This is a genomic window from Nitrosomonas sp. (assembly GCF_043753625.1).
In the GTDB taxonomy this organism is placed as follows: Bacteria; Pseudomonadota; Gammaproteobacteria; order Burkholderiales; family Nitrosomonadaceae; genus Nitrosomonas.
In genome coordinates this window covers 1-8,189 of sequence record NZ_JAYUWI010000164.1, presented here as the reverse complement: position 1 = coordinate 8,189, position 8,189 = coordinate 1, and the positions used below count along the sequence as shown (strand labels likewise).

Below are 8,189 nucleotides of genomic sequence, written 5' to 3'. Positions count from 1 at the left end.
TTCAGGTGGAAATAGTGTATTGCCATGTTGCACCTCTGTTATCCAGTTAGTTAATGATACTTAGGATACGGTGGTGCACTTGATTTTTGAATATGGGGAGCAGAAAGGGGTCAACAGAAAGGGGTCAGGTCGCGAAAGAAGAAAAATAACTATATACTCCACGCTATGACAAGACCACTCCGTTTAGAATTTCCGAATGCGCTTTACCACGTCACATCACGTGGAGATCGCCGCGAAGACATTTTTGAAGATGATGAGGACCGGTTGCGGTTTTTAGAAATTCTTGGAAGGGTTGTATCTGATTTTAACTGGTTGTGTCATGGCTATTGTTTGATGGACAACCATTATCATCTGATCATTGAAACGCTTGACGGCAATTTGTCAAAAGGTATGCGCCAGCTCAATGGCGTTTATACCCAGGCGTCGAACCGTCGGCACGGGCGTGGCGGCCATCTTTTTCAAGGGCGCTACAAAGCAATCCTGGTGGATAAAGATCGCTATCTGCTTGAGCTTTCCCGCTATGTTGTGCTGAATCCGTTAAGAGCCAAAGGACTGATTAAACGGCTCGAAGACTGGCCGTGGAGCAGTTTTCCGGCAATGGCGGGTGATGCTGCCAAACCCGAATGGCTGACAACGGATTGGATTTTGTCCTTATTTGGAAAGCAAAGGAAAGTTGCAACGGAGAAATACCGGCAATTTATCCTGGAAGGCGTGCAACATCAGCCTGAAATCTGGTCGAATCTGAAGGGACAAATTTATTTAGGGAATGCCGCTTTCGTCACTGAAATGCAGAAAAGAATCGGCAAGGAAAAAGACGATTTAAATATACCCCAGCAGCAAAAGCGGCCGATTGCAAAGCCTCTGTCTGAGATTGCAGCGCAGCACAAAGACCGCGATCCAGCGATCATCGCCGCCTACAAAACTGGTGCCTACAGCCAACGGGAAATCGGCGAATTCTATCAATTGCATCCGACGACGATTGGGGTTATTACTCGTAAGTATAAGGATTCTTGATTCTGGAACTATTTTTCCTAGTAATTTACCCAAGACTATTGCCGCGAAAAGCCAGATAATCCCTCTAATTTAAGATCAACCCACCGACTGGTAGCTGCTAGAAACCTTAAGTAGAAGAAGGTTTGAAACGCTTGCGCGTTGCGGCGCACGACTCTGGACACTATTCAATGGAAATCAAAGTTAATTTTCTCGACAATCTCAGACTTGAAGCTAAGTTTGATGATTTCACGGTCATCACTGATCAGCCTATTCGCTACAAAGGGGATGGCTCAGCACCCAGTCCTTTTGATTATTTCTTGGCTTCATCGGCCCTTTGTGCGGGCTATTTTGTGCGGGTGTATTGTTTGTCCCGTGGCATTCCTACAGAAAACATCAGGCTGTCGCAGAACAATATTGTTGATCCTGAAAACCGCTATAACCAAATCTTTCAAATTCAAGTGGAGCTGCCAGAAAGTATTTCTGATAAAGATCGCCAAGGTATCTTAAGATCTATTGACCGCTGTACAGTGAAAAAAGTAGTGGAAACTGGCCCTGAGTTTAAAATCGAGCCGATTAAGAGCCTCGACGAAGACACACAAATCATGCTGATGGGTCAACCAGAAGGCGATTCCAGCACTTACATCTTAGGGAAAGACCTGTCACTTGAACAAACCATCTCGAACATGACTGGTATCTTGGCCGGCCTTGGCATGAAGATCGAGATTGCCTCTTGGCGCAATATCGTGCCCAATGTGTGGTCGCTGCATATACGCGATGCAACGTCGCCTTCGTGTTTTACCAACGGTAAAGGCTCAACCAAAGAGAGCGCACTTTGCTCAGCGCTAGGTGAGTTTATCGAGCGCCTTAACTGCAATTTCTTTTACAACGATCAGTACTTTGGCGAAGAAATTGCCAACCACGATTTTGTACATTATCCCAATGAAAAATGGTTTAAGCCGGGGCCAAATGACGAGTTGCCAGCAGGCATTTTGGATGAATATTGTTTAGACATCTACAATCAAGATGGTGAACTGCGCGGCTCAAATCTGATTGACACCAACTCGGGTTTGGTTGAGCGTGGCATATGCGCTATCCCCTTTGTGCGTCAATCCGATGGAGAAACCGTGTATTTCCCATCTAATTTGATCGAGAACTTATTCTTAAGTAACGGTATGAGTGCGGGCAATAACCTGCATGAATCGCAAGTGCAATGTTTATCGGAAATCTTCGAGCGTGCGGTAAAAAAACAAATTATTGAAGAAGAGATTGCCTTGCCAGACGTGCCGCAACACGTGCTTGAAAAGTACCCAAGCATCTTAGAGAGCATTAACGCCCTGGAACAGAATGGTTTTCCTGTGGTGATCAAAGATGCTTCATTAGGCGGCCAATTCCCAGTGATGTGTGTGACGCTAATGAATCCAAAAACGGGGGGTGTATTTGCATCATTTGGCGCCCATCCAAGCTTTGAGGTGGCGTTGGAGCGCAGCCTGACTGAGCTATTACAAGGTCGCAGCTTTGAAGGGCTAAATGATGTGCCACGACCAACCTTTAATAGCCTAGCAGTGACAGAGCCAGAAAATTTTGTTGAGCACTTTATTGATTCAACGGGTGTGATCTCTTGGCGCTTCTTTAGTAGCAAGCATGACTATGAATTCTGCGAGTGGGATTTTTCAGGCGCCAACGAAGAGGAAAAAGATCGCTTATTGGACATTTTGAAGGGATTGGGCAAAGAAGTTTATATTGCCCATTTTAATGACTTGGGCGCCACAGCTTGTCGCATCCTCGTGCCGGATTATTCAGAAGTTTATCCAATCGAAGACCTTATTTGGGACAACACTAACAAGGCGCTGGATTACCGCGAAGATATCTTGAATATTCATTCGCTGAGTGATGATGCCTTGGCGAGTTTGGCGGCGCGTTTAGAAGAAAGTCAGCTAGATAGCTACACGGACATTAGAACTCTGATTGGAATTGAGTTCGATGAAAATACGGCTTGGGGAAAGCTGACTATTCTTGAGCTAAAAATTCTGATCACCCTTGCCTTAGGCAAGCTTGATGAGGCTATTGAGTTAGTAGAAGCGTTCTTGCAATACAACGACAACACCGTAGAGCGCGGCTTGTTCTATCAAGCAGTTCATGCCGTACTTGAGATCACCTTGGACGAAGCATTGGCGCTTGAGCATTTTATCGGCAACCTAAATAAAATGTTCGGTAAAAAAACCATGGACAATGTGATCGGCTCTGTAACTGGCGAAGTGAGATTCTTTGGCCTAACCAAAACCAGCATGAAGCTAGAAGGCTTAGACAAGCACTTAAGACTAATCGGAAGCTACAAAAAGCTTCACCAAGCCCGCGAGGCGAATAAAGCATAGCGGGTCAAATCACTTGAAATTCCGAGGATACAATACTTAATTGTGCTGAAATTCAATCAAATGGGATCAGGTACAGAATCGCGGATATGGATTACAAAACAGAAATTCATGCAATTCATCGAAAATATTCTTAATTCTAGGCCTGTGCCCATGTTTGTGATGTCGTATATATTACGTTATGTGTAAAAGGAATATGCAATGAGTGTCATAAAAGTAAGTACTAAAGAAAATTATATAAGGTTCAAGTGCCCCGTATGCTCTGCTAATTCTCTGTGCGATATTCACTACATGAGCATTCCAACGCGTATGCCGACACAAACTCATATGCTCGTATGTAGGGCTTGTAGCCAAGGTTCAGTCTGGAAAATGTCCGATCGAAAAGATAATTACAATTATAACTTACGACTTGTTGATCCAATTTTATCGGATGCTCCACCAGCAGCGGCCGATATGCCTGAGGATGTAAAAGCTGACTATGAAGAGGCACGGTTAGTTGTTAACCATTCCACACGGGCCGCAGCCGCCCTTTTGAGATTGGCATTACAGAAATTATGCCGCCATCTCGGAGAACCGGGTGAACATATTGACACGGATATACGTTCACTAGCCAAGAAACCCGAATTTGGTGAAAGGTTAATTCGGGCCGCTGATACATTGAGAATTATTGGTAACAATGCTGTTCATCCAGGTGAAATGAATGGGGAAGACATCGATAATGTTGCCAACGGTCTTTTTGAATTACTTAACTTGATTGTAACAGCAGGTATTACTGAACCTAGAAAGTGGGATGCAATGTATGAGGCGTTGCCTGAAAAACCAAGAAAAGCAGCCGAGAAAAAGGACGGTCGTGACAAATAGACACATGACAATGCGGGAGAGAGGGGTCACGCGGGAGAGAGCAAAAAGGGGGCAGGTCGCGAACGAAGAAAAATTGATATATATTCTAAATATGACAAGACCGCTCCGTTTAGAATTCCCGAATGCGCTTTACCACGGCACATCGGGTGGGGATCGCTGCGAAGACATTTTTCTACTTATGAATATGGAAGGGGTCAGGTCGCGAATCAAGAAAATAAGTGTTTACTGCAAGCCAGAAATCTATAGGGTCAGACTCGATTGACTATACTGATTCTGCGCAATCCCATTCAATCCTCAGTCGACAAAAGGATTTTCAATCAACAATCCCTCAATTTTCTGGCCATGCTGCAAGTCTTCTGTGTATAATCACGTGCAACCGGATTCGATGGCTGCAGCAACAATCAAAGCATCGTAAAAACTGAAACCATAGCGCATTTGAAGGTCTAGGCCGTGTCGATAAAGTGTCAGGCTGGGCATAACACGCCATAAGGGCGCAAGAATCTGTTCCAGAAAACGCTGAGCATTCTCAGTGCTCATGGGGAAGGGCAGTTTGCGCGTCACAACGTTGAGCGTCTCCTGGACAACTTGATGGCTGATACAGGCACTGCGTGTTTCCAGTGCACTCCGAATCAGTTGTTCTGCGATTTTGCGTTTGCGCTCATCAGTTTCGTCAAACAAGTAAATGAAAACGTTGGTATCGATAAATTCACCGTTCATTCATTTCGTCTCGCGTGAATTTGCGACCGCCCGTGCGTACTTGTCCACGCAATTCCTCGATTAATGTCATGGCAGACTCGGTTTGTTGTTCCTGCTGCACATAATCCGTTAGCCAGCGGCGAAATTGTGCATTGAGTGTGGTCTGTTCGGTGCGCGCCCGCTCGCGAGTGGCTTCAATCAATTTATCATCGGCGCTCAGGGTGATATTTTTCATTGATTACATCCTTTTCTAATATTGTGCACACGGCCGTAGTGTACACTATTTATTATGCAGATGCAGATAGAGCACCAGAAGGGGCGCAACAGAAATTGCCGAATGCGCTATATCACGTTACATCGCGTGGAGATCGCCGCGAAGCTATTTTTGAAGACAATGATGACCGGGTAATGTTTTTAGAAATCCTTGGGGTAGTTGGGGCTGATCATAACTGGTTGTGTCATGGCCATCGTTTGATGGATAACCATTATCATCTCATTATCGAAACACTTGACGGCAATTTGTCAAAAGCTATGCGTCAGCTGAATGGTGTTCATACGCAGGCATCGAATCGTCGGCATGGGTTGAGACGGTCATCTTTTTCAAGGGCGGTACAAAGCAATCCAGGTGGGTAAAGATCGTTATTTGCTTGAGCTTTCTCGTTATGTCGTTTTGAATCCGCTAAGAGCCAAAGGCATGGTCAAACGGCTTGAAGACTGGCTGTGGAGTAGTTATCAGGCACCTACTCTGAACATCATTGATGTGCATGTAGCGCACGATAAAGCTTCCTCGCCTCTTCTTCCTTCAGCGTGTCATCGATTTCACGTAGAACGCTTTGAATGTTGACTGGTTTCTCAATACACTCAAAGCGTCCGGTCAAAATACTGTCCGGATGTAGTTGTCCACTTTGATAGAGCGTCCAGATCTCCATACCATAACTGGTAGCTAGCAATTCAGGCGCAAACTGACCGAAATAGACAGCCAGATTCTCGACATCACGTAACAGCATTTTACAGGCTTGGTTATTGGCAGCTGCATCGATAGCTTGTGGCAAATCAATGATAACAGGCCCTGTGCTGTCGACTAGCACGTTATATTCAGACAGATCACCGTGAATAATCCCAGCACACAGCATGCGAACCACCTGCGCAATTAGCATACGATGATATTCACGCGATAACTCTGCAGTTAGTACAAGATCATTGAGACGCGCGGCTGCGTTGCCATCGCTGTCAATGACCAGTTCCATCAGAAGTACACCTTCATGAAAATGATATGGCTTGGGCACACGTACACCAACAGCAGCGAGCCGGTACAGGGCATCTACCTCGGCACTTTGCCAGGATTCTTCCTGTGCTTTGCGTCCATACCGGGTACCTTTTTCCATGGCGCGTGCGCGACGGCTGTTTTTTACTTTTCGGCCTTCGGTATAATCCGTACTTTGGCGAAAACTGCGCTTGTTGGCTTCTTTGTATACTTTAGCGCAACGTATCTCTTCTCCGCAGCGAACCACATAAACCGAAGCTTCCTTGCCGCTCATTAATTGACGGATAACTTCATCGACAAAGCCATCCTGGATGAGTGGTTCAATTCTTTTTGGAGTTTTCATTCGTTTAATACTCCGCTTATTTTGATATTCATCTTAGATACAATTTATAGCACAAAAGGGGCAGGTCGTGAATAAAGAAAAATGGCTGCATACTGTAGATCATGACAAGATCGCTCCGTCTAGAATTTTCGAGAGCGCTTTACCACGTCACTTTGCGTGGAGATCTTCGCGAAGCCATTTTTAAAGATGATGATCGGGTAAGTTTTTTAGAAATCCTTAGGGCAGTTGGGGCTGATCATAACTGGCTGTGTCATGGCTATTGTTTAGGGCGCCTCTGAAAATCCAAATTTCGTCACAACACTTTGTTTGCTCAAAAAATGTTTCCTTACATAGTATGCATATGCTGCATAACCATTTTTTTCTTGTGTCTCGTTTTGTTTAGAACTTTGAATTTTTAGAGGTGCCCGTACGTAAAAAATCATACCAAATAGGATCTGGTGCTACTATATTAATGCCTATTGTAGCAACTTAGGCGTATTTTAATCGCGATTTGAGCGATTTAACTGATTGATATAATAATTAAAATATGATTTCTTCACGAAGAATTTAAATGAGTAAATTTGTTAATTTATTTTAATAGAGTAGAGAGGTAACTAAAATGGCAAATATCAATGGCACAAGCTTTAATGACAATAACACGTTCAATGGCGGCGCTTTCCGCTTTAGTTTAATCGGCACCGCTTTCGCAGATGTTATCCGCGGCTTCGGAGGTAATGACATCCTGGACGGTAGGGGTGGGGATGATCAACTTTTTGGCGGCAGCGGAAATGATCAACTTTTTGGCGGCAGCGGAAATGATAGTCTTTCTGGCGGTAGCGGTAACGACAATCTGCTCGGTGGTTCTGGCTTTGACTTTTTAGATGGCGGGACAGGTGCAGACAATATGAATGGTGGCGACCAGATCGATTTCTATGTTGTCGACAGTGTGGGAGATGTTGCCGCCGAAACCGTGAATACTGCGGTAGGTGGTCTCAATGATTCTGTTGTGTCTACTGCTGCCAAGCATACCTTAGGTTTTGGCATTGAAAACCTTCGATTGGATGGCTTTGCCGCGATCAATGGCACCGGTAACAGCAATAACAACCACATTACTGGAAACAACGCTGCTAATACTTTAAGTGGCGATGCGGACGATGATCAAATTTTCGGACTCGGTGGTAACGATACTATTTTTGGAGGGACTGGAAATGATTATCTCTCCGGCGGTCTGGGCAACGATATCCTCTTTGCCGGTTTGGGTGCTGATGATCGTTATCTGTTTGATACGACACTCGGTGCGACCAATGTTGATCTGATTAACGGTTTCTTCGCGCCTTCGGATACCATTGAGTTGAATAACTCTATTTTCTCCAATTTCGCTCCAGGCGCTGTTGCTGCTGTTAACTTCCGTGCCAATGCAACAGGTACTGCGGTAGATGCCAATGATTACCTGGTTTATAACACCACGAATGGCAAGTTGTCGTATGACTTTAATGGTAGCACTGCGGGTGGAGCACAAGTCTTTGTTATTCTTAGCGGTGTACCGCCTGTATCAGCTGCTGATTTCTTGGTTATTTAACAGGCTGTTGAAAAACGTTTTCGAGGTAGCCGATGCAAGGCAAAAACAGGCGAAAAAGCGCAGTTTATGCTTAATAAATGAGCATTTTGAGTCTGTTTTTAACAC

General features: G+C 44.8%; 8 protein-coding genes. 5 read left to right on the top strand and 3 right to left on the bottom strand.

Annotated features, from left to right (window positions below):
- Positions 1 to 165: 165 nt before the first annotated feature.
- The 3 genes from ACH10T_RS13785 (at position 166) to ACH10T_RS13775 (ending at position 4,223) form a co-directional block, all read left to right on the top strand.
- Complete coding sequence (locus tag ACH10T_RS13785) at positions 166 to 1,014, top strand: transposase (RefSeq protein ID WP_394809830.1); 849 nt, start codon at positions 166 to 168, stop codon at positions 1,012 to 1,014.
- A gap of 167 nt (positions 1,015 to 1,181) precedes the next feature.
- Positions 1,182 to 3,365 carry an OsmC domain/YcaO domain-containing protein gene (locus tag ACH10T_RS13780; RefSeq protein ID WP_394809829.1) on the top strand — a complete coding sequence of 728 codons (2,184 nt, stop codon included), beginning with the start codon at positions 1,182 to 1,184 and terminating at the stop codon, positions 3,363 to 3,365.
- 366 nt (positions 3,366 to 3,731) lie between these two features.
- Positions 3,732 to 4,223, top strand: a complete 492-nt coding sequence (locus tag ACH10T_RS13775) for a DUF4145 domain-containing protein (RefSeq protein WP_394809828.1) — start codon at positions 3,732 to 3,734, stop codon at positions 4,221 to 4,223.
- A gap of 366 nt (positions 4,224 to 4,589) precedes the next feature.
- Here the strand turns inward: ACH10T_RS13775 and ACH10T_RS13770 are convergent, their stop codons facing one another.
- Positions 4,590 to 4,940, bottom strand: coding sequence for a PIN domain-containing protein (locus ACH10T_RS13770; RefSeq protein WP_394809827.1), 351 nt, complete (start codon positions 4,938 to 4,940; stop codon positions 4,590 to 4,592).
- Positions 4,930 to 5,154 (bottom strand): hypothetical protein, encoded by a 225-nt coding sequence (locus tag ACH10T_RS13765; RefSeq protein ID WP_394809826.1) that lies wholly within the window; start codon positions 5,152 to 5,154, stop codon positions 4,930 to 4,932. The genes ACH10T_RS13770 and ACH10T_RS13765 overlap by 11 nt, the downstream gene beginning before the upstream one ends.
- A gap of 38 nt (positions 5,155 to 5,192) precedes the next feature.
- On the opposite strand from ACH10T_RS13765, the gene ACH10T_RS13760 reads away from it, so the two are divergent.
- On the top strand, positions 5,193 to 5,552 hold the full coding sequence (locus tag ACH10T_RS13760) for a transposase (protein WP_394809825.1): 360 nt from the start codon (positions 5,193 to 5,195) through the stop codon (positions 5,550 to 5,552).
- Between the two features lie 119 nt (positions 5,553 to 5,671).
- Here the strand turns inward: ACH10T_RS13760 and ACH10T_RS13755 are convergent, their stop codons facing one another.
- Positions 5,672 to 6,526, bottom strand: coding sequence for a PA4780 family RIO1-like protein kinase (locus tag ACH10T_RS13755; protein ID WP_394809824.1), 855 nt, complete (start codon positions 6,524 to 6,526; stop codon positions 5,672 to 5,674).
- 598 nt (positions 6,527 to 7,124) lie between these two features.
- On the opposite strand from ACH10T_RS13755, the gene ACH10T_RS13750 reads away from it, so the two are divergent.
- Positions 7,125 to 8,084, top strand: a complete 960-nt coding sequence (locus ACH10T_RS13750) for a hypothetical protein (protein WP_394809823.1) — start codon at positions 7,125 to 7,127, stop codon at positions 8,082 to 8,084.
- Positions 8,085 to 8,189 lie beyond the last annotated feature (105 nt).